Annotated in this window: 26 protein-coding genes; 5 read left to right on the forward strand and 21 right to left on the reverse strand. The window is 74.6% G+C overall.

Translation table 11 applies throughout. The features are described from left to right. The first annotated feature begins 1 nt into the window (after nt 1). On the forward strand, nt 2–1423 hold the full coding sequence (locus ABUL08_RS10965; protein WP_350937091.1) for a glycine hydroxymethyltransferase: 1422 nt from the start codon (nt 2–4) through the stop codon (nt 1421–1423). Between the two features lie 174 nt (nt 1424–1597). On the opposite strand, the gene ABUL08_RS10970 is transcribed toward ABUL08_RS10965, so the two are convergent. From ABUL08_RS10970 to ABUL08_RS11000, 7 genes are all read right to left on the reverse strand, one after another. Beyond that, on the reverse strand, nt 1598–3244 hold the full coding sequence (locus ABUL08_RS10970; RefSeq protein WP_350937093.1) for a ribulokinase: 1647 nt from the start codon (nt 3242–3244) through the stop codon (nt 1598–1600). A gap of 55 nt (nt 3245–3299) precedes the next feature. Next, entirely contained in the window at nt 3300–3554 is a 255-nt protein-coding gene (locus ABUL08_RS10975) for a hypothetical protein (protein WP_350937096.1), read from the reverse strand. 68 nt (nt 3555–3622) lie between these two features. Beyond that, on the reverse strand, nt 3623–4990 hold the full coding sequence (locus tag ABUL08_RS10980; RefSeq protein ID WP_377522118.1) for an aminotransferase-like domain-containing protein: 1368 nt from the start codon (nt 4988–4990) through the stop codon (nt 3623–3625). Continuing rightward, nucleotides 4939–6042: an alpha-hydroxy acid oxidase gene (locus ABUL08_RS10985; protein ID WP_350937099.1), complete on the reverse strand. Its 1104-nt coding sequence runs from the start codon at nt 6040–6042 to the stop codon at nt 4939–4941. The genes ABUL08_RS10980 and ABUL08_RS10985 overlap by 52 nt, the downstream gene beginning before the upstream one ends. Then, nucleotides 6035–7012 (reverse strand): alpha/beta hydrolase, encoded by a 978-nt coding sequence (locus ABUL08_RS10990; RefSeq protein WP_350937101.1) that lies wholly within the window; start codon nt 7010–7012, stop codon nt 6035–6037. Before ABUL08_RS10990 ends, ABUL08_RS10985 begins: the two co-directional genes overlap by 8 nt. A 9-nt stretch (nt 7013–7021) precedes the next feature. Further along, complete coding sequence (locus tag ABUL08_RS10995) at nt 7022–8239, reverse strand: cytochrome P450 (RefSeq protein ID WP_350937103.1); 1218 nt, start codon at nt 8237–8239, stop codon at nt 7022–7024. Nucleotides 8240–8306: 67 nt separating this feature from the next. Then, a complete protein-coding gene (locus ABUL08_RS11000) occupies nt 8307–9587 on the reverse strand; it encodes an SGNH/GDSL hydrolase family protein (protein WP_350938581.1) in 1281 nt (426 codons plus the stop codon). Between the two features lie 357 nt (nt 9588–9944). Between ABUL08_RS11000 and ABUL08_RS11005 the strand changes: the two genes are divergently transcribed. From ABUL08_RS11005 to ABUL08_RS11015, 3 genes are read left to right on the forward strand one after another with little or no spacing between them, the layout of a single operon-like run. After that, nucleotides 9945–11534 carry an AMP-binding protein gene (locus tag ABUL08_RS11005; protein ID WP_350937105.1) on the forward strand — a complete coding sequence of 530 codons (1590 nt, stop codon included), beginning with the start codon at nt 9945–9947 and terminating at the stop codon, nt 11532–11534. Next, the gene (locus ABUL08_RS11010; RefSeq protein ID WP_350937107.1) at nt 11531–12754 is read left to right on the forward strand and encodes an MFS transporter; all 1224 of its coding nucleotides are present in this window, start codon (nt 11531–11533) and stop codon (nt 12752–12754) included. The genes ABUL08_RS11005 and ABUL08_RS11010 overlap by 4 nt, the downstream gene beginning before the upstream one ends. Nucleotides 12755–12787: 33 nt before the next feature. Next, a complete protein-coding gene (locus ABUL08_RS11015; RefSeq protein WP_350937109.1) occupies nt 12788–13267 on the forward strand; it encodes a nucleotidyltransferase domain-containing protein in 480 nt (159 codons plus the stop codon). Between the two features lie 37 nt (nt 13268–13304). On the opposite strand, the gene ABUL08_RS11020 is transcribed toward ABUL08_RS11015, so the two are convergent. Continuing rightward, on the reverse strand, nt 13305–13805 hold the full coding sequence (locus tag ABUL08_RS11020; RefSeq protein WP_350937110.1) for a TIGR00725 family protein: 501 nt from the start codon (nt 13803–13805) through the stop codon (nt 13305–13307). Nucleotides 13806–13919: 114 nt separating this feature from the next. Between ABUL08_RS11020 and ABUL08_RS11025 the strand changes: the two genes are divergently transcribed. Beyond that, nucleotides 13920–14660: an SGNH/GDSL hydrolase family protein gene (locus tag ABUL08_RS11025; protein ID WP_350937112.1), complete on the forward strand. Its 741-nt coding sequence runs from the start codon at nt 13920–13922 to the stop codon at nt 14658–14660. Between the two features lie 73 nt (nt 14661–14733). Here the strand turns inward: ABUL08_RS11025 and ABUL08_RS11030 are convergent, their stop codons facing one another. The 13 genes from ABUL08_RS11030 to ABUL08_RS11090 all read right to left on the reverse strand — a co-directional run bounded on the left by ABUL08_RS11030 (nt 14734) and on the right by ABUL08_RS11090 (nt 26880). Beyond that, nucleotides 14734–15489, reverse strand: a complete 756-nt coding sequence (locus tag ABUL08_RS11030; RefSeq protein WP_350937114.1) for an inositol monophosphatase family protein — start codon at nt 15487–15489, stop codon at nt 14734–14736. A 124-nt stretch (nt 15490–15613) separates the two neighbouring features. Further along, nucleotides 15614–16963: an ATP-grasp domain-containing protein gene (locus ABUL08_RS11035; protein WP_350937115.1), complete on the reverse strand. Its 1350-nt coding sequence runs from the start codon at nt 16961–16963 to the stop codon at nt 15614–15616. 3 nt (nt 16964–16966) lie between these two features. Then, nucleotides 16967–17932, reverse strand: coding sequence for an alpha-ketoacid dehydrogenase subunit beta (locus ABUL08_RS11040; protein ID WP_350937116.1), 966 nt, complete (start codon nt 17930–17932; stop codon nt 16967–16969). Then, entirely contained in the window at nt 17932–18900 is a 969-nt protein-coding gene (locus ABUL08_RS11045; protein ID WP_350937117.1) for a thiamine pyrophosphate-dependent dehydrogenase E1 component subunit alpha, read from the reverse strand. The genes ABUL08_RS11040 and ABUL08_RS11045 overlap by 1 nt, the downstream gene beginning before the upstream one ends. Continuing rightward, entirely contained in the window at nt 18897–19694 is a 798-nt protein-coding gene (locus ABUL08_RS11050) for a DUF3050 domain-containing protein (protein ID WP_350937119.1), read from the reverse strand. The genes ABUL08_RS11045 and ABUL08_RS11050 overlap by 4 nt, the downstream gene beginning before the upstream one ends. Nucleotide 19695: 1 nt before the next feature. After that, the gene (locus ABUL08_RS11055) at nt 19696–20619 is read right to left on the reverse strand and encodes a phytanoyl-CoA dioxygenase family protein (RefSeq protein ID WP_350937121.1); all 924 of its coding nucleotides are present in this window, start codon (nt 20617–20619) and stop codon (nt 19696–19698) included. Next, the gene (gene hppD, locus ABUL08_RS11060) at nt 20616–21764 is read right to left on the reverse strand and encodes a 4-hydroxyphenylpyruvate dioxygenase (RefSeq protein WP_350937123.1); all 1149 of its coding nucleotides are present in this window, start codon (nt 21762–21764) and stop codon (nt 20616–20618) included. Before hppD ends, ABUL08_RS11055 begins: the two co-directional genes overlap by 4 nt. Before the next feature lie 61 nt (nt 21765–21825). Next, nucleotides 21826–23139, reverse strand: coding sequence for a beta-ketoacyl-[acyl-carrier-protein] synthase family protein (locus ABUL08_RS11065; RefSeq protein ID WP_350937125.1), 1314 nt, complete (start codon nt 23137–23139; stop codon nt 21826–21828). Beyond that, nucleotides 23136–24752, reverse strand: coding sequence for a class I adenylate-forming enzyme family protein (locus ABUL08_RS11070; protein WP_350937127.1), 1617 nt, complete (start codon nt 24750–24752; stop codon nt 23136–23138). The genes ABUL08_RS11065 and ABUL08_RS11070 overlap by 4 nt, the downstream gene beginning before the upstream one ends. After that, nucleotides 24749–25264, reverse strand: a complete 516-nt coding sequence (locus ABUL08_RS11075; RefSeq protein WP_350937129.1) for a beta-ketoacyl synthase chain length factor — start codon at nt 25262–25264, stop codon at nt 24749–24751. Before ABUL08_RS11075 ends, ABUL08_RS11070 begins: the two co-directional genes overlap by 4 nt. Then, a complete protein-coding gene (locus tag ABUL08_RS11080) occupies nt 25261–26376 on the reverse strand; it encodes a beta-ketoacyl-[acyl-carrier-protein] synthase family protein (RefSeq protein ID WP_350937131.1) in 1116 nt (371 codons plus the stop codon). Before ABUL08_RS11080 ends, ABUL08_RS11075 begins: the two co-directional genes overlap by 4 nt. Next, entirely contained in the window at nt 26369–26614 is a 246-nt protein-coding gene (locus ABUL08_RS11085; RefSeq protein WP_350937133.1) for an acyl carrier protein, read from the reverse strand. The genes ABUL08_RS11080 and ABUL08_RS11085 overlap by 8 nt, the downstream gene beginning before the upstream one ends. After that, the gene (locus ABUL08_RS11090) at nt 26614–26880 is read right to left on the reverse strand and encodes a phosphopantetheine-binding protein (protein WP_350937135.1); all 267 of its coding nucleotides are present in this window, start codon (nt 26878–26880) and stop codon (nt 26614–26616) included. Before ABUL08_RS11090 ends, ABUL08_RS11085 begins: the two co-directional genes overlap by 1 nt. Nucleotide 26881 lies beyond the last annotated feature (1 nt).

Genomic DNA, 26881 nt, shown 5'->3' on the forward strand with positions numbered 1-26881 from the left:
CATGTCGTCGCTGAACGCCGAATCCACCGCCTTCCGCAGCGCGCTGGAGGTGATCCGCGCCGTCGAGCCGCGGGTGGCCGACGCCATCGGCGCGGAGCTGGCCGACCAGCGCGAGTCGCTGAAGCTCATCGCCAGCGAGAACTACGCCTCCCCCGCCACCCTGCTGGCGATGGGCAACTGGTTCAGCGACAAGTACGCCGAGGGCACCGTGGGCCGCCGCTTCTACGCCGGCTGCCAGAACGTGGACACCGTCGAGGCGCTCGCCGCCGAGCACGCCCGGGAACTCTTCGGCGCCTCGCACGCGTACGTGCAGCCGCACTCCGGCATCGACGCCAACCTGGTCGCGTTCTGGGCGATCCTGGCCGACCGGGTCGAGGCCCCGGCGCTGAAGAAGGCGCAGGCCCGCCAGGTCAACGACCTCACCGAGGCGGACTGGTTCGCGCTGCGCCGGGAGCTGGGCGACCAGCGGATGCTCGGCATGTCGCTGGACGCCGGCGGCCACCTCACCCACGGCTTTCGGCCGAACATCTCCGGCAAGATGTTCGACCAGCGCAGTTACGGCACCGACCCGACCACCGGCCTGATCGACTACGACAAGGTCGCCGCGGCGGCGCGCGAGTTCAAGCCGCTGATCCTGGTCGCCGGCTACTCGGCGTACCCCCGGAAGGTGAACTTCCGGATCATGCGGGAGATCGCCGATGAGGTCGGCGCGACCTTCATGGTCGACATGGCGCACTTCGCCGGCCTGGTCGCGGGCAAGGTCTTCACCGGCGACTTCGACCCGGTGCCGCACGCGCACATCGTCACCACCACCACCCACAAGTCGCTGCGCGGCCCGCGCGGCGGCATGGTGCTCTGCGGCCCGGAGCTGGCCGACCAGGTCGACCGGGGCTGCCCGATGGTGCTCGGCGGCCCGCTGCCGCACGTGATGGCCGCCAAGGCCGTCGCGCTGGCCGAGGCGCGCCGCCCCGACTTCGCCGACTACGCCCAGCGGATCGTCGACAACGCCCAGGCGCTCGCCGAGGGGCTGACCCGGCGGGGCGCGAAGCTGGTCACCGGCGGCACCGACAACCACCTGGTGCTCATCGACGTCTCCGGCTACGGCCTCACCGGCCGGCAGGCCGAGCAGGCGCTGCTGGACTCCGGCATCGTCACCAACCGCAACGCGGTCCCGCAGGACCCGAACGGCGCCTGGTACACCTCGGGCGTCCGGATCGGCACCCCGGCGCTGACCAGCCGTGGTCTCGGCACCGCCGAGATGGACCAGACCGCCGAGCTGATCCACACCGTGCTCAGCCAGACCACCGCCGGCGAGTCCAAGGCGAAGTACGTCCTCGACCCGGCCCTGGCCGAGACGGTGAGCAAGCAGGCCAGCGACCTGCTGACCGGCTTCCCCCTCTACCCGGCCGTCGACCTCGGCTGACCCATCCCGTCCCACCCGACGCCCCGCCCGGCCCCGGCCCGGCGGGGCGTCGGCGTCCGCCCGCTCCTCCCCCGCCCCATGATCGCGCTCGAACCAGGAAGTAGTGGGGTCGGACGGGCTCGGATGCCACTCGATCCGGGATCGAGCGCGATCTTGAGGCCGGAGAGGGGCGGGTCAGGGGGTGACGCGGGCGCGCAGGGCGTGCAGGCGGTGCAGGACGTCGGTGCCGCCGCGGCCGAAGTGGTCGTGCAGGGCGCGGTATTCGGCGTACAGGTCGTCGTAGGCCGCGGCGCGGGCCGGATCGGGGTACCAGGTCTCGCGGTGCGGGGCACCCATCACGTCGGACGCCGACTCCACGTCCGGGTACGCCCCGGCGGCCACCGCCGCGTGGATGGCCGCGCCCCGCGCCGCCGGGTGGTCGGTGTCGAGCACGTGCAGCGGCCGGCGCAGCACGTCGGCGTAGCAGCGCAGCAGCAGCCGGTTGCCGGTCAGTCCCCCGGCGGCGGTCAGCTCGTCGACCGGCACCCCGGCCGCGGTGAACGCCTCGACGACGGTCCGCGCGCCGAACGCGGTCGCCTCCAGCAGCGCGCGCCAGATCTCCTCGGGGCGGGTGGCCAGGGTGAGGCCGACCAGCACCCCGCTCAGTTCGTGGTCCATCAGCACCGACCGGTTGCCGCTGTGCCAGTCCAGCGCGAGCAGTCCGTGCCCGCCCACCGGCTGGTCGGCGGCGAGCGCGTCGAGCAGCTCGTACGCGGACACGCCCCGACGGTGGGCCTCCTGCGCGTACGAGGCGGGCAGGACCCGGTCGACGTACCAGGCGAAGATGTCGCCGACGCCGCTCTGCCCGGCCTCGTAGCCCCAGCGGCCGGCGGTGACGCCGTCCCGGACCACCCCGCAGATGCCCGGCACCTCGTGGCAGTCGTCGGAGTTCATGATCAGGCAGGTGGAGGTGCCGAGCACGGCGAGCATCCGGCCGGGGCGTACCGCCCGGGCGGCCGCCGCGGTGACGTGCGCGTCGATGGCGCCGACGGCGACCGCGGTGCCCACGGGCAGACCCGTCCACCGGGCGGCGGCGTCGGTCAGGCCGCCGGACCGGGCGGCGGGTGCCGCGACCGGTCCGTCGACCTTCGCCAGCAGCTCGGGCAGCCGGGGGTGCAGCGCGGCGAGGAAGTCGGGGGCCGGATGGCGGCCGTCCTGCCGGAGTCCCTTGAACCCGGCGGCGGAGGCGTTGCGGGTCTCCCGGCCGCAGAGCTGCCACACCAGCCAGTCCGCGGTCTCGATCCACCGGTCGGCGCGGTCGAACACCTCCGGGTCCTCGGTCAGCACGGCGAGGGCCTTGGCGAGCTGCCACTCGGCGGAGACCCGGCCGCCGTACCGGGCGAGCCAGGGTTCGCCGCGGTCCCGGGCGAGGGCGTTGATCCGGTCGGCGTGCGCCTGGTCGGCGTGGTGCTTCCAGAGCTTCGGCCAGGCGTGCGGTCGGCCCCGCAGCGCGGGCAGCTCGGCCAGCGGGGTGCCGTCGGCGAGGGTGGGCAGCACGGTGCACGAGGTGGCGTCGAGTCCGATGCCGATCACGTCGGCCGGATCGATCCCGGCGGCCCGGACGGCGGCGGGCACGGCGCTGCGCAGCACCTCGCGATGGTCGGCCGGGTCCTGCAACGCCCACTGCGGGGGCAGCGGCGGCCCGTCCGGCAACCGCTGCGTGAGCACCCCGTGCCGGTACGGGTGGACCGCCGCGCCGCGCTCGGTGCCGTCGGCGACGTCGACCACCACGGCGCGGCCGGAGAGGGTGCCGAGGTCCACCCCGACGACGTACCGGCTCACGGGCCCTCCCCTGGTCGGCCGGCCATTCGCCGGCGCTGGGAGGAACGCTAGCCGGTCAGGCCTTGAGCGGACGCTTGAGGTGGTAGCGGTGCACCTCGGTGCTGCCCTGCACGTTGTTCACGTCCTCGGCGGCGGAGACGAGTTCCCAGCCGTCCCGACCGGCCCGGTTGAGGTGGGCGATCGCGGTGTCGGCGTACGCGGTGATGTCGGTGCGCGACCCGTCCGGGCCGTACCAGACGAACGACACGTGGAAATTGCGGCCCTGCCCCTGATAACGACGGACCAGCAACGCGTACTCCCAGGCAACCATCGGTCCATTATCTACGGTCCGATGCGGAGCGGGAACACGGGTGGTGGCGGAACGGCGACACTACGGTGTCAGGCCGGTGCGGCCCGGGCGGCGAGTTCGGCGGTGAGCAGCGCGGCGAGCCGGTCCAGTCCGAGATCGATCTGCGCCGGGGTGACCGCGCTGACCGAGAGCCGCAGCGCGGGGACCGGCGCCCCGTCGGCATAGAAGTGCGCCATCGGGGTCCAGAGCACGCCGTGTTCGCGGGCCGACCGGTGCAGCAGCGCGTCGTCGACGCCGAACGGCACGGTGACCACCACGAAGAACCCGCCGGCCGGCACGTTCCAGCGCACCGGGCCGCCGGCCGGGAAGCGCCGGGCCAGCCCGTCGACCAGGTGCCGCAGGTTGCGGGCGTACGCGGCCCGTTCCCGTCGGTTGGCCGCGACCAGGGAGCAGTCGTGCGCCAGCAGCGCGCCACCGATCACGGCCTGCGCGATCGGCGAGGTGTTCACCGTGACCATGCTCTTGATCTTCGCGAGCTGGTCGGCGAGCGGGCCGACACCGCCGTCGGAGCCGGCCACCCGCTGGTCGGCGACCACATAGCCGACCCGGGCCCCGGGGAGCACCGTCTTGGCGAACGAGCCGAGATAGATCACCCGCCGTCGGGTGTCCAGGGCCTTCAGGGTGGGCAGCCGGTCGGCGTCCCCGGCCGGGAAGAGCCCGTACGGATTGTCCTCGATCAGCAGCAACTCCTCCTCGGCGGCGAGGTCGAGCAGCCGCCGGCGCCGGTCGAGGTCCATGCTGACGCCGGACGGGTTCGCGAAGTCGGGCATCAGGTAGCAGGCGCGGGGGCGCAGCCCCTCGGCGCGGGCCCGACGCAGCTGGTCGCGCAGGTCGGTCAGGTCGATCCCGGCCGGGCCGTCGGTCACGGGCCACACCGGAAGGTCGACCAGGCGGGCCGCGCCGGTGAGACCGACGTACGTGGGGGTGACCGCGAGGAGCACGTCCCGTGGCCCGGCGCGCAGCGCCCGCAGCACCAGGAACATCGCCTCCTGGCAGCCGACGGTGACCACGATGCTCTCCGGGTCGACCGTGAGCCGCTCGTCGACGACGAGGTGGCGGGCGATCAGGTGGTGCACGATGCCCTTGGTGCGGCCGTACTGGAGCAGGGTCCGCCGGATCTGGTCCGGGCTCTGCCCGAGGTCGTCGGCGAGGTGCCGGCGGAACGTCTCCAGGTGGCGGTGCACCGCGTCGACGGAGAAGAACTCCTCGTACGGCCGGCCGGCGGCGAACGACACCGCGTCCGGGTACTGCTGCGCCACCTCGTTGAGGAAGTTCATCGAGTTCAGCGCCGGATCGTCGACGGCCGGGTGCAGGGCCGCCACGTCCAGGTCCACCGCTGCCACGCTCACCCTCCGATCCGGGTGCGCAGCTCGCGGGCGGCGGCCGGGTCGACGCAACCGGCCAGCGTGAGCGCGTCGCGCAGTTCGGCGGCGAGCAACGCCAGCGCGGCGTCGGCCCCGGCCCGGCCACCGACGGCGAGCGCCCAGAGCATCGGCCGGCCGACCAGCACGCCGCTCGCGCCGAGCGCCAGCGCGCGCAGCACGTCCAGGCCGCCGCGCACCCCGCTGTCCAGCAGCACCTCGCACCGATCCCCCACCGCGGCCACCACCTCGGGCAGCATGTCGGCGCTGCCCGGGGCGCCGTCGAGCTGCCGGCCGCCGTGGTTGGAGACGATCACACCGGCCGCCCCGACCTCGGCCGCCAGGACCGCGTCGCGCGGGTCGAGGATGCCCTTGACCAGCAGCGGCAGTCGGGTACGCCCGCGCAGCCACTCCAGGTCGGCCCAGCTCAGCGTCGGCGTGAACACCGCACCGATGTGCGCGGCGACGGCGGACACCCCGGGGACGCCCTGGTGGGCGAGGTCGTCCCGCCCGCCGGGCAGGTTGGCCGCGGTGACGTGCGGCGGCAGGGCGAAGCCGTTGCGCAGGTCGCGCCAGCGCCGGGCGAGCACCGGCACGTCGACGGTGACCACCAGCGCGGTGCAGCCAGCCGCCTCGGCGCGGTCCACCAGCTCGGTCACCATCCCCCGGTCGCGCAGCCAGTAGAGCTGGAACCACAGCTCTGCGCCGACCGCGGCGACCTCCTCGATCGGGGTGCTGCTCAGGGTGCTCGACACGTACGGCACGCCCGCCGCGCGGGCCGCCGCCGCCAGCTCCCGCTCGCCGTCCGGGTGGACCAGCTTCTGGTACGCCATCGGCGCGACCGCCACCGGCATGGCCTGCGTCCGGCCGAGCAGCGGCGCGTCGGTGCGGGGCGCCTCGACGCCGGTCAGCACCCGGGGCAGCACGGCGATCCGGTCGAGGGCGGCCCGGTTGGCGGCCAGCGTGGTCTCGGTCCCGCTGCCGCCCTCGACCCAGTCCCACACCTGCGGCGGCACCACCGCCCGCGCCGCCTCGGCGAAGTCGGTCAGGCTCACCGGCACGAAGGAGCAGTTCGTCCGGTCAGCCATCGGAGGCACCGGTCGCCCCGGCCGGGGACGGCACCGGGGCCGGCCCGAACCGGTCGTGCAGGAAGGCCGCCACCTGCTCCTGGGCGCGGCGGCCGGCGTCGAAGACCCCCGGCATGGCGAAGAAGCCGTGGATCATGCCGGGGTAGCGGGTGAGCGCGGTGGGCACGCCCGCGTCGCGCAGCCGGTCGGCGTACCGCTCGCCCTCGTCGCGCAGCGGATCGTGCTCGGCGGTGATCACCAGGGCGGGCGGCAGCCCGGAGAGGTCCTCGGCGAGCAGCGGCGAGGCCAGCGGGTGGGCGGCGTCCCCGGCGTCGGCCAGGTAGTGCGCCCGGTACCAGGCGACCGAGTGCCGGTTGAACAGCGCCGGGTCCTCGTCGTCGGCCGGGGCCGGACCGGGCCGCTGGTCGGTGTTCGGATAGACCAGCACCTGGGCGGCGAGCCGGGGCCCGCCGTCGGCGCGGGCCAGCAGGGTGACCGCCGCGGCCAGGTTGCCGCCCGCGCTGTCGCCGGCCACCGCCAGCCGGTCCGGGTCGGCACCGACCTCGTCGGCGTGCGCCGCGACCCACCGCAGGGCCGCGTGGCAGTCCTGGACGGCGGCCGGGAAGGGGTGCTCCGGGGCCAGCCGGTAGCCGACGGTGACCACCTGGCAGGGCGTCGCGTTGGCCAGCCGGCGGCAGATCCCGTCGGCCGTCTCCACGCTGCCGAGCGTCCAGCCACCGCCGAAGAAGTAGAGCAGGGTGGGCAGCGGTCCGTCGCCCGCCGGCCGGTGCACCCGCACCGGCAGCGGCCCGCCCGGGCCGGGGACGTGCGTGTCGCGTACCTCGTGCACCGGCTCGGGATCGCCGCCGCCGGCGCGGATCGCGGCGAGGTCCGCGGCGCGGGCCTCGGCCAGGGTCTGCCGGTAGAGCGGTAGGGTGCCGGCGGCCGCGCGCGCGGCCCGGTACGCGACCACCTGCGGGTCGAGGGCCATGCCGGTCTCCTAACTGCCGGTGGCGACGAAGAGCTTGTCGATGCCGCGCAGGAAGAGGCTGCCGCTGTAGGTCGGCTCCTGGGTCACGGCGAGGCCGGGGAACCGGGCGAAGAGCCGCGGCAGGGCCAGCCGGCCCTCCAGCCGGGACACCGCCGAGCCGAGGCAGAAGTGCAGTCCCACCCCGAACGCGAGCGACGGCGGCCCGTCCCGGCGCGGGTCGAAGCGGTCCGGGTCGGGGAACCGGGCCGGGTCGCGGTTCGCCCCGCCGATCAGCAGCAGCACGTTCTCGTCCCGGGCGACCGGCACGCCGGCCAGCTCGGTGTCCCGGGGCGCGGACCGGGCCAGGAAGTGCACCGGGCTGGCCATCCGCAGCACCTCGTCCACGCAGCCGCGGGCCAGCGCGTCGTCGCCGGGCAGCGCCGCGACGGTGTCCGGGTGGGCGAGCAGCAGCGGCAGGCCGTTGCTGAACATGTAGACGGTGGTCACGAAGCTCGCGTTGAACAGCACGATCAGGTTGCTGATCAGCTCGTCCTCGGTCAGCTCGACACCGCCGCCGTCCAGCGCCTCCACCAGCCCGCTGATCAGGTCCTCGCCGGGCCGGCGACGCCGCTGGGCGATCAGGTCGCGGTAGTAGTCGCGCAGCTCCTCGGCGGCCCGGTTGGCCCGGGCCAGCCGCTCCGGGGTCTTGCCGGCGACGTCCATGTACTCGTCGATCCAGTCGACCCGCTGCCGGTACCAGGCCAGGTCCGCCTCCGGCAGGCCGATGAACTCGGCCATCACCAGCGCCGGGACGGGGTACGCGAAGTCCGCCACGAAGTCGACCTCCGCGCCGCCGGCACCCGCGTCGGCCATCCGGTCCAGCATCGCGTCGACCACCCGCACGATCACCGGCTCCAGGGCGCTGAGCCGGCGCGGCGTGAAGGTCCTGGCGAACACCGCCCGCATCCGGGTGTGGTCCGGCGGGTTGACGAACATCATCGAGGTGAGGAAGGTGCGCAGGATCTCCTGCTCCTGCCAGCCCGGTGGCATCCCCTTGTACCAGCCGGGGTCGCGCAGCACCTGGTCGACCAGGTCGTACCCGACGGCGACGGCGGAGACGGTGGAGTGCTCGGCGCGGGCCGGTACGGCGCTGACCGGCCCGTGCCGGTGCAGCGCCGCGTACCAGGGATAGGGGTCCTGCCGACCGGCCTCGCTGTACAGCCCGGTCAGGATCTCGTCGACGTCCACGGCGGTCGTACCTCCCCAGGAATTCGGCGGTGGGGGCGGCGGGGATCACCCGCCGCCCCCACCGGTGTCACAGACCGAGCAGGCGCAGGGGTACGGCGTCCGCCATCGCCTGGTTGCCGGTGTCGTTCGGGTGGATGTGGTCACCCGAGTCGTACGCCGGGAGCAGCCGGCTGGGCTGCGCCGGGTCGCGCAGCACCGCGTCGAAGTCGAGCACGCCGTCGAACTCCTGCCCGCCCGGACCGCGCAGCCAGGTGTTGACCGCCTGCCGGGTGGCGTCCTTCTCCGGCGTCCACACCCCGGGACCGCCGTTGCCCTCGTACGGGGTGATGGTGCCGACCAGGCTGGTCAGGCCGCGCTCCTTCGCCTGCTGGTTGAGCTGCCGCAGGGCGGCGATGATGCTCTCCGCGGAGTCACCGTTCATCCAGATGTCGTTGATGCCGAGGTGGGTGATCAGGGTCCGCACGCCGGTCTGCGGGAAGACGTCCTCGTTGAGCCGGGCGAGGGCGTTCGGGCCCAGCTCGTTGTAGCCGGGGAAGCCACCCGCGCCGGGCTCCGGGCCCTCGTGGTTGAGCCGGTTGCCGGCGAGGCTCATGTTCAGCACGCCGGGGGTGCGGACCTCGGGGCGGGCGTCGGCGAGCCGGGCGGCGAGCAGGTCCGGCCAGCGCTTGTTGGCGTTGACGGTGCTGCCGTTGCCGTCGGCGATCGAGTCGCCGTAGACGACGACCGCGCCGGGGCTGAGCCGGCGTTCCACGTCGATGCCGGAGAGGAACATCCAGCAGCAGTTCGGCTTGATGGTGAAGCCGGCGCCGTCCGCCGCGGTGGTCAGGTCGTTGGCGCCGATGAAGGTGGTGGCCCGGGACTGGCCGTGGAAGGAGACCGGGCCGGTCAGCACCGGGAAGTGCAGGGTGACCAGCAGGTCCTCCTGCTCGTTGACGGGCAGGTCCAGCGGGTCGCTCAGCAGCTCGGCGCCCTTGTTGATGGTGGCCGAGGTGGCGCCGCCGAAGGTCAGCTCGCGCAGGGAGGCCGGGTCGATGTCCGAGCGGTCGTCGGGGGTGGCGGTGTTCGGTCGGGCGATGGTGGCGTGGCCGACCTTGACGGCCTGCTCGCCGTAGAGGTTGGTCAGCCGGACCCGGAGCCGGTCGCCGCCGACGGAGGTGTGCACGGTCATCCGGATGCTCTGGTTGTTGAGGCCGGTGTTGGTGAGGCCGACGGTGTTGCCGCGAGTCACCGCCGCCGCCCAGCTGCCCGCCCACTCGCTCCGCCCGTGCCGGGCGCTGTCGCTGTCGGTGTCGGCGCTCGCCACGACCGCCGGCGTACCGACGATCAGCAGGGTGGCGGCGGAAGCTATGACGTGCCATCTCTTCGGGGTCGACATTGAACCTCCATCGTTGGCAGCCCGGGGTGCGGTCCACTGCCTGCACCGGCCGGGCGATGGTCCGAAAGCTAGCGGCCGCTGCTGACAGGCGTCAATCAACCTGATCGACATGGTCAAATGTCCACGGGGCGCGGCCGGACGCCGTTCGGCTCTGTCGGCCGCCGGGCGGCCCCGCCTAGGCTCGCAGTCGGCGGCGGTGCGGTCGCCGACCCGCGCACCGGCCGTCGCGTCCTGGCCGTGACCTGCCCGGACGCCGCTCGCGGCCGGTCGGCGCGGCACGCCCCACCGGGCCCGCGCGAACGGCCGCCGACCCGCGATGGGGGCTGTGCGATGAGCGAGGAGTCCGCCCGACCGACGTCCTACGTGCACGAGGCGCTGGAGCTGTTCGCCGGGTTCGGCGAGCGCGAGGCGCTGGTCGGCGACGGCCGACGGTTGACCTACGCCGACGTCGCCGCCGAGGTGCGCGCCCTGGCCGCCGCGCTCACCCGGCGCGGCGTCCGCCCCGGCGCCGCCGTGCTGGTGATGCTCGGCAACACCGTCGAGGGGCCGCTGCTGCAACTCGCCACGCACCTGCTGGGCTGCCGGACGATGTGGATCGCGCCGGTCACCTCCCGCCGTGAGATCGACGAGTTCGTCGCGCTCGCCCGCCCCGACGTCTTCGTCCACGACGCGCGGGCCGCCGACGGGCTCGGCGCGCAACTCGCCGCCGGGCTGCCCGGCGTACCGGTCCTCTGCCTGGGCGCGGGCGGGGCCGGCCCGGACCTGACCGCGCCGGCCGGGGATCCGGTGGCGCTGCCGACCGGGGTGCCCGCGCCGGAGTCGTTCCTGCAGACCAGCGGCACCACCGGCACGCCGAAGCTGGTGCACCACCGGGAGAGCTTCTACCGCCAGGTGCTGGCTTTGGCGGCCGACTTCCGCGGTGCCGGCCTGCCGCTGCTGCGGCACCTGTCGCACTCGCCGATGTGGCTGGCCAGCGGGCAGATCACCACCCTGTTCAACCTCTTCACCGGCGGGGTGCTCTTCCTGCGCGACCGGTGGGATCCGGCGGCGTTCATCGCCACCGTCGACGCCGAACGGCTCACCTCCACCTTCGTCACCCCGCCGATGCTCTACGAGGTCCTCGACCATCCGGACCTGCCCGGCGCGGACTTCTCCGCGATGTTCATGTTCAACGTGGGCGCCGGGCCCGCCGCGCCCGCCCGGCTGCGCCAGGCGATCGCCCGCTTCGGCCCGGTCCTGCGGATCGTGTACGGCCTCAGCGAGGCGGTGGTGATCTGCGCCCTGCCGGGGCTGACCGAGGACCCGGCGCATCCGGAGCGGCTGCGCTCCTGCGGCCGGCCGTACGGGGACGTGGCGGTGCAGATCCGCGACGCCGACCGGCGGGTGCTGCCACCCGGCGTCGACGGCGAGGTCTGGGTCCGCACGAAACTCAGCTTCGCCGGCTACCACGGCCGACCCGAGCTGACCGCCGAGACGCTGGTCGACGGCTGGGTCCGCACCCGCGACATCGGCCACCTCGACGCCGACGGCTACCTCTACCTCGTCGACCGCCTGCAGGACCGGATCCTCACCCGGCAGAAGAGCTGGCCGATCTATTCGCGCCCGATCGAGGACGCGCTCGCCACCCACCCCGAGGTCCGGGCGGCGGCGGTGATCGGCGTGCCGGACCCGGTCGCCGGTGAGCTGCCGCACGCGTACGTGGTGCGGGCGCCGGGGGCGACGGTGACCGGCGACGACCTGATCGGGCTGGTCGTCCGGGAGCTGAGCGACACCTGGGCACCCGGCGCGGTGGAGTTCGTCGACGCGCTGCCGCTGAACCGTTCGGCCAAGGTGGACAAGCGCGCCCTGCGCGCCCGGTACGCGGCCGACCATCCACAGGACGCCGACACCGTCCCCACGGCCAGCGGCGGCCGGGTGTGACCGCGCGCCGGGAGCTGTACACCCTGGTCGGCGCGGACCTGATCTCCAACCTGGGCACCCGCATCTCGGTGGTGGCGATCCCCTGGCTGGTGCTGGAGACCACCGGCAGCCCCACCCGGATGGGCCTCGTCGCGGCGGCGGAGACGCTGCCGTACATGCTCTCCTCCGCCCTGGCCACGCCGTGGGCGGACCGGTTCGGGGTGCGCCGCACCTCGGTCGTGGCGGACGCGGCGAGCGCGGCGGCGATGGCGCTGGTGGCGCTGGCACCCTGGCTCGGCTTCGGGACGTTGCTGGCGCTGGTCGCCGTCGCGGGCGGGCTGCGCGGCATCGGCGACCGGGTCAAGCACGTGCTGTTCAAGCCAGCCGCCGAGCGGGCCGGGGTGCCGCTGATCCGGCTCACCTCCGCCTACGACGGACTGACCCGGGGCATGACGCTGTTCGGGGCGGTGCTGGGCGGTCTGCTCATCGACTGGGTGGGGGTGACCCGGGCGATCTGGATCGACGCGGGCACCTTCGCGGTCTGCGCGCTGCTGGTCGGCGTACTCGTGCGTCCGCCGGCCCCGGCGGTGCCGGCGGCCCGGGAGGGTTACCTGCGCGCCCTGCGCGGCGGCTTCGCCCACCTGCGCACCGACCGGCCGCTGCTGACCATGCTGGTGGTGGTGTCGGCGTCCAACATGTTCGCCAACGCCAGCGTGGCGGTGTGGATCCCGCTCTGGGTGGCCCGGGTCCTCGGCGACCCGGCGGGGTTCGGCCTGCTGCTCGGGGTCTTCGCCGGTGGGGCCCTCGCGGGCAACCTGGTCTTCACGGTGGCCGGTACGCGGCTGCCCCGCCGGCTCACCTTCGCGCTGGGGGTGGCGCTCAGCGGCACGCCCCGGCTGCTCGCCCTCGCCCTCAGCGACCGGTTGGTGGTGGTGCTCACCGTGACGTTCCTGTCCGGGGTGGCGATCTCGGTGGTGAACCCGCTGCTCGGCGCGGCGCTCTACGAGCGGGTGCCGGAGGCGTTGCAGACCCGGGTGCTCGGCATCGCCGGCTCGGTGGCGTTCCTCGGCCTGCCGGTGGGGGCGCTGCTCGGCGGCTGGTCGGTGGCCCTGCTCGGGCTGACCCCGGCGCTGCTGGTGATGTCGGTGGCCTGCCTGGTGCTCACCGTGGCGCCGCTGCTGGCCGCCCGCTCGCGGGTCGACCGACCGGCGCCCGGACCCGCGGTCTCCTCACCCGTGTGACGGGTCGACCGGCCGGTCTGTCACGATCGCCGGATGAACGCGGATCAGGTGACCGCGCTGCTGGCCGAGTTCGACGGGCTGCCGGTCTGGGTGGCCGGCGGTTGGGCGGTGGACGCGATCGTGGGGCGGCAGACCCGCCCGCACGGTGACCTCGACCTCGCCGTCGACGCCGTCGGCCTGCCGGAGTTGCTCGCGCTGCTCGACCGGCTGGGCTTCGTGACCACCGTCGACTGGCTGCCGGTCCGCGCCGAACTGACCGCGCCGGACGGGCGCAAGGTCGACATCCACCCGGTGGAGTTCCGCCCCGACGGCAGCGGGGTCCAGTCCGGGCTGGACGGGGTCACCTTCGCGTACGCGGCGGACGGCTTCGCCGAGGGGATGATCGACGGCCACCCGGTGCCCTGTCTGGCGGTGCCCCAGCAACTGCGCTTCCGGGAGGGCTACCCGCCGCGCGACGTCGACCACCACGACATCGCCCTGCTGCGCGCGGTTCCCGGAGCCGACTCCGCCTGACAACGGTTCGCCGTCGGCGCCCGATACCCGGAGACGATCACCGGTCGTCGGCCGGGCTCTGGGTGTCGTCGCCCGGCGGTGCCAGCGCGGCGCGGACCGCCTCGTCCGGATCGGCGACGTGCCGCAGGCCCGGTACGGGACGGCCGGCGTCGTCGAGGATCCGCCAGCCGCCGAGCACCACCACCGGGATGTCGCCCCGGCGCATGGCGAGGGCCAGCTCGCTGAGCGTCCCCCAGGAGCCGCCCACGGCGATCACCGCGTCGGCGCTCCACACCAGGATCGCGTTGCGCGCCTGGCCCATGTTCGTCACCACCGACGCGGAGACCTCGGCCGGTCCGGGCTCGGTGCCGTCGTCGGGGCGTACCGCGATCACCAGGCCGCCCCGGGACCGCGCACCGGCCGCCACGGCGGCCATCACCCCACCCCCACCTCCGCACAGCACGGTCACCCCCCGCTCGGCCAGCAACTCCCCCACCCGCCGCCCGAACGCCAGCTCCCTCTCCCCGGCCTCCCCCGGCCCACACACGGCAACCTGCATCCCCCCATTCCCTCCGTCGATCATGGAGTTGGCGGCGCGACACGCCGGGCGGGGTGCCGCCAACTCCATGATCGACGCGGAAAGGAGGCGGGGAGGGTGGGGTAGCGTGCGGGGGTGGGATCGACGTTGACCGAAGCGACGGATCCGTACTGCCTGCGGGACGGGGAGAGCGGTGAGCTGCTGCGGGGGCACCCGTGGCGGCGTTTCGTGGTGCTGGGCGACAGCGTGGCCGAGGGGATGTGCGAGCCGGTCGACGGCTATCCCGACGTGCAGTGGGCCGACCGGATCGCCGCCGAGCTGACGGCGGTACGGCCCGGACTGGCGTACCTGAACCTGGGGGTGCGGGGGCTGCGGGCGCACGAGGTGCGGGCGACGCAGCTGGCGCCCGCGCTGGCGTTCGGGCCGGACCTGGCGCTGGTGGTCTGCGGCGGCAACGACGCCTTCCGCCCCGGCTTCGACCCCGACGCGGTCGACGCCGAGCTGACCGCGATCATCACTCCGCTCCAGGCGGCCGGTGCGGACGTCGTCACCGTCGGCATGTTCGACGTGTCGCGGAGCCCCGCCGTGCCGGCCCCGCTGCGGGCCGCCCTCGGCGAACGGATGCGTACCCTCTCGGCGCACACGGCCCGGCTCGCGGCGCGACTCGGCACCCTGCACGTGCACCTCACCGACCACCCGGTGGGCGCCGATCCGTCGCTGTACAGCAGCGACGGGCGGCACGGCAGCGCCCGCAGCGACGCCATCGCCACCGCCGAGACCCTCCGCCGCCTGGCCACCCACGGTCGTCCCCGCCCCACCCCCGCGCCGCGCGTCGCCGACCCCGAGGAGCAGGACTCCCCGACGCCAACTCCTTGACCGACGCCGCCCGGAGCCGGTGGCCAGCTCCGCGCGACCGGCGTCCCGGAGCAGCGCGGCCCGGCTTCCGCAGTCAGGTGTGGAGCGGGTACCCCAGCGCCGCGAGCAGCTCACCGTGCAGGTGGGCGTTGGAGTAGAGACCACCGCCCTGGTCGCCGGAGCGTCCGCCGGTCGGGTCGGTGAAGCGGCCGCCGGCCTCCTCGACCAGCAGGATCCAGGGCGCGTGATCCCAGACGTGGTAGCGCTCGACCAGGAACGCATCGATCTCGCCCCGGACCAGCTCGACCAGCGGGAGCGGGGTCGCCGGTGCGCGGCCCACACCCGGCGGCAGGCAGCCCCTGCGGGCGTCGCCCAGGACGTCGACCCGGGCGTCGGCCACGGTGGACGTGGTGCTGACCGCCAGGCGCCGTGACTCGGCCCCCACGCCCGGCCAGGGCGACTCGAAGGATCCGCCACCCAGGGTCGCCCACCAGCGGCGGCCCAGTGCGGGAGCGGTGACGACCGCGAGTTCGGTGCGCCCGGCGACCTCCAGCGCGACGTGGACCCGCCAGTTCGGGTCGCCCCGGCTGAAGAACTTAGTGCCGTCGACCGGGTCGATGATCCAGACCCGGTCGGACGTACCGAGCCGACCGAACTCCTCGCCGAGAAGGGCATCCTCCGGCCTCGCCGCGGACAACCGCTCGCGGAGCAGCCGCTCGACCGCCCGATCGGCCTCGGTGACCGGCGTCCCGTCGGCCTTCAACGTCACCGACACACCCGCCGTGAAGTGGGCGAGCGCCAACTCCGCCGCCAGATCCGACACCTCGAACGCCAGCCCCAGCTCCCCCACCCACCCACGCTACCAACCCCCACCCCCGCCCCGATGATCAAGAGGTTCTGGTCGGCCGACCGGCGTGTCCCTGACGCAAACCTCTTGATCACGGGAGCGGGGGGCGGGGGCGGGGGCGGGGGGGTCAGGGGGTGAGGAGGATGCCGGTGAGGAGGACGCCGCGGGCGAGGTTGAGGACCTCGTCGCAGCCGGGGTAGCCGACCCGGGCGAGGGCGCCGGAGCCGGTCCGGTCGAACAGGTACGGGGCCAGGCTGTACGGCACCTCGGCGGTGACGGTCTCCCCCGTCTCGATCCGGACGAAGTCCATCGGCACCCGGTCGGCGTGGTGGTAGCGCTGGAGGATGTTGCCGCCCGCGTCGATGGCGGCGCGGACGCCGTCCTCCCAGGCGACCGCGCTCAGCTCCCGGCCGATCAGCACCCCGTGCCCGGCGGAGCCACCGGCCGGCTTCGCCACCAGGTCCGCCTGGTCGGCGAGCGCCCGGTCGAGCTGGTCGGCGGTGAGCGCGACGGTGTGCGGGACGTACCGGCGGACCAGCGTCCGGTCGGCCTCGGAGAGCTGGTCGAGGTCGGCCCAGAGCCAGGCGTAGTTGAGCTTGTTGCCGAGCAGCCAGGCGGCGGCGCTGACGAACATCGGCAGGGTGCCCGCGGCCAGGGCGGCGGCCACCGCGTCCAGGCCGGCGCTGGGGGTGACCCGGTTGGGCACGAAGAGCCGGAACAGCGCGTCGACGGGTGCCCCGCGGACCACGAGGCGCTGCCCGGCGTCCACGCCTGCGTCGGCGATGCCGGCGATGACCAGGTCGATGCCGAAGTGCTTGGCCCGGTCGGCGAGCGGGTCGAGGATCCGGAGGAACGTCTCCGGGTCCTCCAGGCCGGGATAGTCGGCGTCGAGGTCCATCAGCAGCGCCACCCGGGCGCCGTCGGCCAGGCCCAGGGTGTCCCGGATCGCCACGAACCGCTGGTCCAGCAGGGACGGCGCGGGCCGGACCCGGTCCAGCAGGCCCTGCTCGCGGTAGAGGTCGGCGTAGCGGTGGATCACCGTGTCGGCGTCGAACGCGCCGCCGAGGCTGCTGTCGATGTTGTACTCGACGATGCACGGCACCCCGTCCGACAGCAGCACGTCCGGCCGGAACGCGGCGAGCAGCCCGTCGTGCAGCGGCTCGTCCTCGTCGAGCAGCCGGGTCTCCCCCTCCGGCACGTCCAGCAGCCGGCGCAGCTGCCCGGCCGTGGCGGCCCGCCGTCGGCACGCCTCCAGGATCAGCTGGGCGATCCGGTCGCAGACCTCGTTGAGTTCACGGAACGCGTCGGCGCCGACCACCGGGGGCCGGGCCAGCCGCCACTGCCGGTTGTACGTCGCCCGGCCGTGGAAGATCTGCTCCCAGGCCGCGGCGCCGCTGGCCACCATCGCCGTACGGGTCGATTCGGGCAGGTCGCTCCACGGCTGTCCGGCGGGCGGCCACGCGTAGTTCGGGTCCATCGGTCATCCGTCCTTCATGGTCAGTTGGATGGCGGCGCGCAGCTGCTCCCGGCCGGGTTGCACGGCCCGGTCGAGGGCGGGCGCGAAGGGCAGCACGGCCCCGTCGGGGCGGGTGACCCGGCGCGGCGGCGCGGCCAGCCGGACCCGCTCCACCACGCACGCGATGATCTCGGCGGCGATGCCGCAGGACCGGTTGGAGTCGTCCACCACCACCAGTCGGCCGGTCCGGGACACCGACCCGACCAGCCCGTCCCGGTCGAGCGGATAGAGGGTGCGCGGGTCGAACACCTCCACGGAGACCTGGTCGGCCAGCTCGTCGGCGACGGCGAGCGCGTCGTGCACCAGGTGCCCGACGGCGACCACCGTCACGTCCGCGCCGGGGCGGCGCACCACACCCCGGCCCAGCGGCACCGGGTCGAGGTCGGACACGTCGGCGCGCAGGTCCAGCGCGCCGGCCGGTGCGAAGACCACCACCGGGTCGTCGCAGCGGATCGCCGACACCAGCAGCCCGTACGCGTCGGCGACGGTGGCCGGCACCACGGTGGTCACCCCGACGTGCGCGAAGAGGCTGTACGGGTGGTCGGAGTGCTGCCCCGCCCACCCCGTACGCGAGCCGGAGCCGGGCACCAGGTAGGTGACCGGCACGGCGCACTGCCCGCCCGTCATCAGCGGGAACTTGTGCGCGTGGTTGACGATCTGCTCGAAGACCAGGAAGAGCAGCGACGGGATCTGGAACTCGATGACCGGCCGCAGCCCGGCCAGGGCCGCCCCGGTGGCGAAGCTGGTGAACGCCTGCTCCGACAGCGGGGTGTCGATCACCCGGTCCGGCCCGAACCGCTTCAGCAGGCCGGAGGTGACGTTCGAGGCGGCCACCCGGATGTCCTCACCGAGCAGGAAGACCGCGTCGTCGCGGGTCAGCTCGTCGGCGAGCGCGCGGGTGAGCGCCCGACGGTAGGAGAGCCGGGGCATCAGCCACCTCCGGTCCGGGCGACCAGCCCGCTGGCGTACAGGTGGTCCAGCGCGCCGGCCGGATCGGGGTCGGGGCTGGCCAGGGCGAACTCGACGGCCGCGGCGAGGGTGGCCTCGACCTCCGCGTCCACGGCCGCCCGGTCGGCCGTCGACAGCCGGGCGCCCTGGATCTCCACCGGGTCGCGGGCCCGACCGGCGGCCACCTCGTCGGGCGGCCGGTAGTCGAGGCGTACGACGTGTTCGAAGGTGTGGTGGGCGTCGAAGCGGTAGGTGCGGGCCTCGACCAGCTCGGGGCCGCCGCCGGCGCGCATCCGCGCGACGGCGGCGGCGGTGGCCGCGCGTACGGTCTCCGGGTCCTGCCCGTCCACGACGGTGGCCGGCATGCCGAACGCCTCGGCGCGGCCGGTGATGGTGCCGGCGACCGCGCCCGCGACGGGCATGGTGGTGGCGTAGCCGTTGTTCTCGCAGACGAACAGCACCGGCACCCGCCAGAGCGCGGCCAGGTTGAACGCCTCCAGCAGCATGCCCTCGTTGACCGCGCCGTCGCCGAAGAAGCTCGCCCCCACCACGTCGTCGCCGCGGCGGCGGCGCGCCCACACCGCCCCGGTGAGGATCGCGCCGCCGGCCCCGACGATGGCGTTCGCGCCGAGCACCCCGACACCGAGGTCGGCGGCGTGCATCGACCCGCCCCGACCCCGGTTCAGGCCGGTGGACCGACCGCAGAGTTCGGCGAGCATCCGGGCCGGGTCGGCGCCCTTGGCCAGCACGTGCCCGTGCCCGCGGTGGGTGCCGGTGACCAGGTCGTCGGCGCGCAGCGCCGCGCAGACCCCGGCCGCGATCCCCTCCTGACCGAGGTACGGGTGGATGCCGCCGACGATCGTCCCGGCGTGCACCAGGTCGATGGCCCGCTCCTCGAACCGGCGGATCAGCCGTACCGTGCGGTAGAGCCCGACCGGGTCGGCGCTCACGCCGGTCGGCCCTCCTTGATCGCGGCGAGGATGTCGTCCCAGAGCTTCGCCCGGGCGGTGAGCGCCTCGTTGACCGTGTCGGCGCACTCCTGCCACCTGGCGTCGTCGTCGCCGCAGAGGTCGGCGAGCATCTGCATGGCCATCGGGGTGTGCTGCTCGCCGTCCACCTCGATGTGCCGCTCCAGGTAGTCGACGAAGGTGTTCAGCCGGCGGCTGCGGTCGTTGACGGCGACGACCTGGGTGAACATCTCGGGGATCAGGTCCTCCCGGCCGAACGCGAAGGCCGCCGCCTGGCAGTGCACCGGGGTCTGCTCGATGATCCGCCAGGTGGTGCCGGCGAACGCCGCCGACGGGGCGGGCACGCCCGCCTCGGTCAGCGCCTCGCTGACCGGCCGTCCGGCCCGCAGCAGCTCCACCAGCCGGTCGACGGCGGTGGTGTCCGCGCCGGCCTCCCGCATGCCCCGCACGTACAGCTCGAAGTGGCTGATGTAGCCGTCGCCCAGCTCGTCGCTCTCCTCCACCATGACGATGTCGTTGATCAGGCGGCGGCTGCCGGTCGGGCCGGTCGGGATCCACGGCACCGTGACGCAGGTGAGCTGGCGTTGCAGCGACGTCAGCAGCGACATGAAGTCCCAGACCGCGAAGACGTGGTGCTCCATGAAGGTGACCAGCGCCTCGTGGGTGTCGAGGTGGGCGTAGAGGGGGTGCCGGACGACGGCGTCGCGGCGCGCGGTGACCGCCTGCTCCAGCCGTTCGATGCCCGGGTGCGTGCCGCCCCAGTCGTACCGTGACATGTCAGCCTCCCTGCTGGGCGCGGTCGCGCCAGATGACCGGGCAGAATTCGGGGTCCGCGTAGTCCGGCCGCCCGTCGGGGGTGCGGCGGACCAGCACGTCGTGGTTGTACGCGGCGAGCGTGCCGTCGGAGAGCGGATACTCCCGCCAGGCGTTGCCGCCGTCCTGCAGGTGCAGCGAGATCGCCTGCCGGGGGCGGTCACTGAGGTTCGGGCCGCTGCCGTGGTAGGTGCGGCAGTGGTGGAAGCTGACGTGTCCCTTGGGGATCACGACGGGCACCTTGCGGATCACCGCGCCGTTGTACGCGGCGTTCTCGGCGAGCATCTCCTCGAGCTGGTCGCGGTCGCGCTCGGCGAAGTGCCGCACCACGGTGTCGTCCGCGCCGATCTCCTGCCACCGGTGCGAGCCGTCGACCATGGTGATGGTGCCCATCTCCTCGCCGCAGTCGTGGAACGGGATGAACGCGGTGAGCATCCGTTCCGACGACGACGACGCCCAGTAGTGCTTGTCGAAGTGCCACGGCACGATGTTCGACGGCTCACCGGAGATCGGCGGTTTGTAGATCAGAGTGGACTGGAAGATCCGGATCTCGTCGGCCTGCGCCAGCCGGGCGGCGACCGCGCCGAGCAGCGGTTTGCGCAGGATCAGGCCGAGCCCGTCGTGCTCGTGGTGCACGTAGTCGTTGTGCCGCTGCACCGGGCCCTTCGACGGGTCCCAGTAGGCCAGCTTCGGCGGCCGGACCGGCAGCGTCCGGTCCCGCTCCCCGGCGTAGTAGCGGTCGGCCGCGGCGGTCAGCGCGTCGATCTCGTCGTCGGTGAAGAGCTTCTCCGACAGGTACCAGCCGTGCTCGGCGTAGTGCCGCACGTCGGCCGCGGAGGGCAGCAGGGCCTCCTCCTCGGCGGTCAGGGCGGGTTCGGTCGTGGTCATGCCGCCACCTCTCGGCTCGTCGCCGCCACGGCGGGTCGCGCCGCGACGGGGGGTGTGGTGGTGCCCGCCGCGACGCGGGAGGTCGTCCCCGTCGCGGTCAGCTCGCGTTCCTTGGCCTCGTAGAGCGCCTTGATGTTGCCGTTGCCGAAGCTGCGCGCCCCGCGCCGCTCGATGAGTTCGAGGAAGAGGGTGCGGCGCACGTGCATCGACTCGGTGAAGATCTGCAGCAGCTGCCCGCCGTGGTCGGAGTCGACCAGGACGCCCAGCTCCCGCAGCCGGGCGAGCGGCGCGTCGACCGGCCCGACCCGCTGCTCCAGGTCGTCGTAGTAGCTGCCCGGGGTGCCGGCGAAGCGGACGCCCCGGGCGGCGAGCGCGCCGACGGCGGTGATGATGTCGTCGGTGCGCAGCGCCAGGTGCTGCACCCCGGCCCCGGCGTGCCACCGCAGGAAGTCCTCGATGTGGCCGGGCTGCCGGCTGGTGTCCGGCTCCAGCAGCACCAGGGTGACCCGCCCCGACGGGCTCTGCACCGCCGTGGACGTCATCGCCTGCCCGGCCACCTCGATGTGCTCGGTGAAGATCTGCGCGAAGCCGAAGACCCGTTCGTAGTGCGCGACCGTCCCGGCCAGCTGCCCGGGTGGCACGCAGACCGCGAGGTGGTCGATCTCGGCGAGCAGGCCGTCGTCCGGCCCGGCCGGCAGCGTCTCGATCGCCCCGGGCAGGAAGTCGGCCCGGTCACCGTGCCGCTCGACGAGCCGGTGCCGCACGTCGCCGACGCCGCCGACCTCGGCGGTCACCACCTCGGCGTCCGCACCGGTCCAGGTGCGCGGCGGGCTCAGCGCGGTCGCGCCCCGGGCGACGAGCTCGGCGTACGCCCCGGCGGCGTCGTCGACCTCCAGCGCCACCACCGCGATGCCGTCGCCGTGCCGTTGCACGTACGTCGACGCCGGGTGGTCGGCGGTCAGCCCGGAGGTGAGCAGCATCCGGATGTCGGCCCGGGCCAGCAGCAGCGACCGCTGGTCGGCCAGCCCGGTCTCGGGTCCCCCCTGGCCGCGCAGCGGGAAACCGACGGCGGTGCCGAAGTAGAAGGCCGCCTGCCGGGCGTCCCCCACGTGCAGTTCGAGGTGGTCTATACCGGTGATCTCCATTGATCCAGCCCTTCCCGTTCCCCCCGTGATCGATGTCCGGGCGCGCGGCGCCCGGGTGGAATCACTCCGGCTGCCCGGTGGCCGGTCGGCGCGGTGACGACCGCTCCGGCTCGGCGCGTCCGTCGCCGCGCCGCGACCCGGGGCGGTCGCCGGCGACCCGGCGCAGCAGCAGGCTGACGTTCTGGCCGCCGAAGCCGAACGAGTTGCTCAGCGCGTGCTCGGCGGCGGTGACCCGGGGCGTCGTCCGGACGTGGTCGGCCGGGCAGTCCGGGTCGGGGTCGTCGAGGTGGTACGTCGGCGGCAGCACCCCCCGGCCGAGCGCGAGCGCGGTGACGGCGGCCTCCAGCACCCCCGACGCGCCCAGCAGGTGCCCGGTGAGCGCCTTGGTCGAGCTGACCGGCACCCCGCCCACCCCGAAGACCTGCCCGAGGGCGGTGGTCTCGGCGATGTCGCCGAGCCGGGTGCCGGTGCCGTGCGCGTTGACGTAGCCGACGTCCCCCGCCGTCACTCCCCCGCCCGCCAGGGCCCGGCGCATGCTCTCGGCCGCTCCCGTCCCGTCCGGCCGGGGCGCCGTCGGGTGGTACGCGTCGGTGGTCACCCCGTAGCCGGCGACCTCGGCGTAGCCGGTGACCCCCCGGGCGGCGGCGTGCCCGGCCCGCTCCAGCACCAGCAGCGCCGCCCCCTCGGCGAGCACGAAACCGTTGCGCCGCTTGTCGAACGGGCGGCTCGCCTGCGTCGGGTCGGCCCAGCCCCGGGCGAGCGCGCGGGCGTTGCCGAACGTGTCGGCGAAGGTCGGGAAGAGCGGCGCCTCGCTCGCCCCGCAGACCACCACGTCGGCCTCGCCGGTCCGGATCAGGCGTACCGCGTCGGCGACCGACTGCGCGCCGGACGCGCACGCCGTGCCCACCGCCGAGCTGTAGCCACGGATGCCGTGGGCGATCGCGATCCGCGCCGACGGCATGTTCGGCAGGATCCCGGTGAGCAGGTAGGGGCTGACCGCGGCGCGTCCCCGGGCGGCCCGGGCAAGCACCTGCGTCTCCAGGGTGGACATGCCGCCGACCCCGCCGACGATCACCCCGATCCGGCCGGGGTCGACGTCCCGCCCCACCTCGATGCCCGCGTCGGCGAGCGCCTCGGCGGCGGTGAGCAGGGCCAGCAGCACCACCCGGTCGAGCACCTTCGTCTCCGGGCCGGACGCGACCTGGCGCGGGTCGATCTCCGGCAGCACCCCGGCCACCTCCAGCGCCTCCCGCGCGGGGTGCCCCTCCGGTGGCCGGGCCAGCCCGGACCGGCCACCGGTCAGCGCGGCGAAGGTCGCCTCCACCCCCCGTCCCGCCGGGGTGAACAGGCCCATCCCGGTGATGACGGCGGTCACGACGACCGCTCGCTCAGGTGGCGCTCGCGCAGCGCCACCTTGCGGACCTTGCCGGTCACGGTGACCGGGATGTCGTCCGCCCGGACCGGCACCACCCGGCGCAGGGTCGCCCCGACGTCCGGGCCGAGCGCGGCCCGGACCGGTTCGGTCCGGTCGACGGCCGGGTCCGCCCCGGCGGCGAGTTCCAGCAGCACGTCGGTGACCACCCCGGCGGCTTCCTTGACGATCACCACGGTGCAGTCGGTGACCTCGGGGCAGGCGGCCAGGATCCGCTCCTCGGACAGGGCGGTGAAGAAGCGTTTCCCGTCGCCCGCGTCGACGGAGTCCACCGCCCGGTCCAGGTGGTAGAAGCGGCCGTCGTCGTCGGTGCGGACCAGGTCGCCGGTGAGGTACCAGCCGCGCAGCCGGGACCGCCAGGTGGTCACCGAGTCGTTCCAGTAGCCCCGGAACAGCGACGGGGAGTCGACGCCGAGCCAGCCGACCCGGCCGGGCGGCAGCTCGTCGCCGTGCTCGTCGAGCACCGCCACCTTCGCGAACCGGTAGGGGCGGCCGACGCAGCGGCCGTACCGGTCGGTGTCGACGGTGTGGGTGAGGTGGAACATCGAGTGCCCCATCTCGCTGGACCCCAGCCCGTCGATGAAGACCGAGCCGGGCACCCGGGTCACCCCGTCGCGGGTCACCACGTCGCGGGAGCCGACCCGCACCAGGCGGCGGATGTGCGGCTCGTGCGAGGCGTCCCCGGTGTTGAACCACAGCCGCACCGACCCCAGGTCGTACGCGGACAGGTCGAACCGGGCCAGTTCCGCCCAGGTCACCGAGAAGCCGAACACCCCGTCGGGCCGCCAGCGCTGGATCGCGTCGAGCACCCGCTCGCCGCCCTGGTCGGACAGGAGGAACATCTCGGCCCGGTTGCCCAGCGCCTGGTTGACCATCAGCACGGTGGCGGTGTGCGGGGCGGGCAGCGCGTTGAGGATCCGGTGGGTGCCCTGCGCCTGCGGCATGGTGAGCAGGTGCCGGGTGGCGGCGAAGAGGCTGGCGTGCGAGTGCAGCACCGCCTTCGGCACCCCGGTGGTGCCGGAGGTGTGGGTGATGACGATCGGGTCCTCGTCGTGGTGCCGGTGGTGGGCGGGGGCGGCGGCCGGGTCCCCGGTGCCCGCGTCGGCGGGCCGGCCCAGCAGCGGGGCGCCCAGGTCATGCCCGGCCAGCAGCTCGGTGTGCGCGGCGTCGGCGAGCACCCCGGCGGGGCGCAGCCGACGGATGTACTCGGCGGCGATCTCCGGACGCAGCCTGCCGTTCATCAGCGCCGGGATCGCGCCCAGCCGGGCCAGCGCCAGGAAGGACAGCACCATGTCGGCGGCGGCGGTGGCCCAGACCGCCACCGGGTCGCGCGGCCGTACGCCCCGGTCGTGCAGCCAGGCGGCCCGGGCGGCGACCCGCTCGTCGAGCTGCCCCAGGGTCAGTGGCTGCTCGGCCGGGTGGCCGTCGACCGCCGTGTCGAAGGTGAGCCCCGGTCCGTCCGGGTCGGCGCCGTGCGCCAGCACCCGGGCCAGCACGTTGCCGGCGCCCAGTTCGGTGTCGGCGGCGAGCGCGCCGCGCAGTCCCTTCGTCCTCATTGACGGGTTCCTCCCCCCAGCAGCACCGCGACCGCCCCGGTGGGCGTGCCGTCGGGTGCCTCCTCGACGTGCACCAGCAACACCTCGTCGGCGTCGCCGTCGTAGCGCAGCAGTTCCGCCTCGGCCACGCCGTCGGCCCACGGGTCGCCCGTCGGGCTGAGGCAGACCACCGGACCGTCCAGTCCCCAGCGCGCCGCGACGTGCCCGGCCACGCTGTTCGGCACCGACTGGAAGAAGAACAGCGGCCCGACCCGCCCCCCGGCGGCCACCGTGGACCGGACGTGCGCCGCGCTGACCCGGTCCCCGCCGGCGCTGACCAGCACCACCGCCGTCCGGGCCGGTTCCCCGTGGCGCTGCCCCAGGCAGCGATCGGCGACCGCCACGACCAGGGGCGCGAACGCCGAGTGCACGAAGCCCGGCACCCCCGGCGGTACGCCGTCGCCCTCCTGCGGCCACCGCGCCTCGGCGAGCACCCGCAGCCCGACCGCCGTCCGGCCGGGGTCGGCGGTCATCGGGCACCGACCAGCAGCGCGGTGTTCGCGCCACCGAAGGCGGCGTTCAGGCTGAGGGCGTACGGGGTGGCGGCGGGGCGGGGCGCGTCGGTGATCACGTCGAGCCGGCAGGTCTCGTCGGGGCCCAGGAAGCCGGCGTTGACGGGCAGTTTCCCGTGCCGCAGCGCCTGCACGGTGACCACCAGTTCGAGCAGGCCGGAGGCCTCCAGCGCATGCCCGTGCAGCGCCTTGGTGGAGCTGACCGGGACGCGGTCGGCGAGGTCGCCGAGGGCCAGCCGCAGGGCTGCCGCCTCCGACGCGTCGCTGAACGGCGTACCGGTGGCGTTGGCGTTGACGTAGCCGACCGCCTCGCCCGGCAGGCCGGCCCGGCCCAGCGCGGCCCGCACCGCCCGGGCCAGCCCCCGCCCCTGCGGGTCGGGCTGACACGGGTGGTACGCGTCCCCGGCCCGCCCCCAGCCGTGCACCGCGGCCAGGGGCTCGGCACCCCGGCGACGGGCCGCGTCGGCGGACTCCAGCACCACCGCGGCCACCCCGTCGCCGAGCAGCAGGCCCCGCCGTCCGACGCTGAACGGGCGGACCGCGCCGTCGGTGGCGAGCGCCCGCCCGGCGTCGAAGAGCGCGTACTGGTCCGGCTCGACCAGGTAGCCGGCGGCCACCACGACCCGGGTGAGGTCGCCGCGCCCGATCAGGGCGGCCGCGTCGGCCACCGCCGTGCTCGCCGAGACGCAGGCGGTGGTGTAGACCCGGGTCGGTCCGCCGATCCCGCAGCGGCGGGCCAGGTGACCGGCGAGCGCCGGCACCTCCGGCCCACCGTCGCAGGTGGGACCGCCGTGGGCGGCCAGCAGCAGCGCCGACTCCGCCCGCCGGGCCGGGTCCAGACCGGCCGCCCGGCAGACCCGGTCGACCGCGTCGGTCAGCTCGTCGGCGAGGGTGCCGACCGCCGGCAGGGTGGCCGCCACCGTCACCCGGCGGCCGGTGGTGTCGAAGCGCCGTACCGGCCCGAACGCCGGGGTGCCGGCGAGCACCCCGGCGAGCTGCGCGTCGGCGCCCCTGCCGAGGGCGCTGAGCGCGTGGATGCCGGTGACCGGTACGGGCTGCCCCCGCTCAACCATCTGCGGGGGCGGTCAGCGCCGCGTGGAACACCGCGAGCGCGTCGTCGACGGTGCGGATGCCGGCCAGCTGGTCGTCGGTGAGGTCCAGCTGCCGGTCGTGGCGTTGCTCGACCAGGTGCACCAGCCAGGCCAGCTCCATCGAGCCGATCCGGTCGGGCACCTGGTCGACGGGTTTCGCGGTCAGTTCGGCGAGCATGCTCACCAGGTCAGCTCGCCCCAGGCCGGGCCGACCGTCCATCAGGGCTGGTCGCTCGTGGCCCCGGTGACCCGGTCGGCCACCATGGTGGTGAACTCGCCGACCGTCATCAGCGCCAGCTTCTCCGACTCGTCGTCGGCGAACTTCAGGCCGTACCGGTCCTCGACGCGGACCGAGAGGTCGGCGAGGGCGAGTGACTCCAGGTCGACGCCGGAGGGGCCGAGGGTGGTGTCGTCGTCGATGTCGTCGACGTCGTAGTTCATGTCGGCGAGTTGCGCTATGACGAAGGTGCGGACCTCGTCTCGCATG

The sequence above is a fragment of the Micromonospora sp. CCTCC AA 2012012 genome, from assembly GCF_040499845.1.
Classification (GTDB): domain Bacteria; phylum Actinomycetota; class Actinomycetes; order Mycobacteriales; family Micromonosporaceae; genus Micromonospora; species Micromonospora mangrovi.

Bases quoted from the DNA above. Each gene is read 5' to 3' on its own strand.
- ABUL08_RS10965 (WP_350937091.1), top strand. From the start codon at position 2: ATGTCGTCGCTGAACGCCGAATCCACCGCCTTCCGCAGCGCGCTGGAG.
- ABUL08_RS10975 (WP_350937096.1), bottom strand. From the start codon at position 3,554: ATGGTTGCCTGGGAGTACGCGTTGCTGGTCCGTCGTTATCAGGGGCAG.
- ABUL08_RS10985 (WP_350937099.1), bottom strand. From the start codon at position 6,042: ATGGCTGACCGGACGAACTGCTCCTTCGTGCCGGTGAGCCTGACCGAC.
- ABUL08_RS10990 (WP_350937101.1), bottom strand. From the start codon at position 7,012: ATGGCCCTCGACCCGCAGGTGGTCGCGTACCGGGCCGCGCGCGCGGCC.
- ABUL08_RS11005 (WP_350937105.1), top strand. From the start codon at position 9,945: ATGAGCGAGGAGTCCGCCCGACCGACGTCCTACGTGCACGAGGCGCTG.
- ABUL08_RS11015 (WP_350937109.1), top strand. From the start codon at position 12,788: ATGAACGCGGATCAGGTGACCGCGCTGCTGGCCGAGTTCGACGGGCTG.
- ABUL08_RS11020 (WP_350937110.1), bottom strand. From the start codon at position 13,805: ATGCAGGTTGCCGTGTGTGGGCCGGGGGAGGCCGGGGAGAGGGAGCTG.
- ABUL08_RS11035 (WP_350937115.1), bottom strand. From the start codon at position 16,963: ATGGACCCGAACTACGCGTGGCCGCCCGCCGGACAGCCGTGGAGCGAC.
- ABUL08_RS11040 (WP_350937116.1), bottom strand. From the start codon at position 17,932: ATGCCCCGGCTCTCCTACCGTCGGGCGCTCACCCGCGCGCTCGCCGAC.
- ABUL08_RS11050 (WP_350937119.1), bottom strand. From the start codon at position 19,694: ATGTCACGGTACGACTGGGGCGGCACGCACCCGGGCATCGAACGGCTG.
- ABUL08_RS11055 (WP_350937121.1), bottom strand. From the start codon at position 20,619: ATGACCACGACCGAACCCGCCCTGACCGCCGAGGAGGAGGCCCTGCTG.
- hppD (WP_350937123.1), bottom strand. From the start codon at position 21,764: ATGGAGATCACCGGTATAGACCACCTCGAACTGCACGTGGGGGACGCC.
- ABUL08_RS11070 (WP_350937127.1), bottom strand. From the start codon at position 24,752: ATGAGGACGAAGGGACTGCGCGGCGCGCTCGCCGCCGACACCGAACTG.
- ABUL08_RS11075 (WP_350937129.1), bottom strand. From the start codon at position 25,264: ATGACCGCCGACCCCGGCCGGACGGCGGTCGGGCTGCGGGTGCTCGCC.
- ABUL08_RS11080 (WP_350937131.1), bottom strand. From the start codon at position 26,376: ATGGTTGAGCGGGGGCAGCCCGTACCGGTCACCGGCATCCACGCGCTC.
- ABUL08_RS11085 (WP_350937133.1), bottom strand. From the start codon at position 26,614: ATGGACGGTCGGCCCGGCCTGGGGCGAGCTGACCTGGTGAGCATGCTC.
- ABUL08_RS11090 (WP_350937135.1), bottom strand. From the start codon at position 26,880: ATGCGAGACGAGGTCCGCACCTTCGTCATAGCGCAACTCGCCGACATG.